We start from the raw sequence: 323 nt of genomic DNA on the forward strand, positions 1-323 counted from the left end.
TGAGGTGCCTCGGTGATTCCGGACAGCCGTCTTATGGTCGTAGCCTATGCGGCTGCTCGGGTTGAAAGGGATTCGTTGAGTACTTCGAGGGGCGGCCGGTAGCCGAGTGCCGAATGCAGGCGCCGGTGGTTGTAGAACCCTTCGATGTAGCGGATGACCTGGCGTTTCGCTTTAGCTCGGGTGGTGAAGACGAAGCGGTGCAGCCATTCGTTCTTGATGGCGGCGAAGAACGACTCGGCCATCGCGTTGTCGTAGCAGACTCCGGTGCGGCCGACCGAGTGGCGGACCCGCAGGCCGGTCAGGAACCGGTCGAACTCCTCTGA

General features: G+C 61.9%; 1 protein-coding gene. It reads right to left on the reverse strand.

Features of this window, described 5'->3' with window-relative positions; all coding sequences use genetic code 11:
• Positions 1 to 44: 44 nt before the first annotated feature.
• Positions 45 to 323, reverse strand: a 279-nt coding sequence (locus IG98_RS0144220) for an integrase core domain-containing protein (protein ID WP_030926774.1), incomplete at its 5' end; no start/stop codon positions are given.

This window comes from Streptosporangium amethystogenes (assembly GCF_000721075.1).
Classification (GTDB): domain Bacteria; phylum Actinomycetota; class Actinomycetes; order Streptosporangiales; family Streptosporangiaceae; genus Streptosporangium; species Streptosporangium amethystogenes.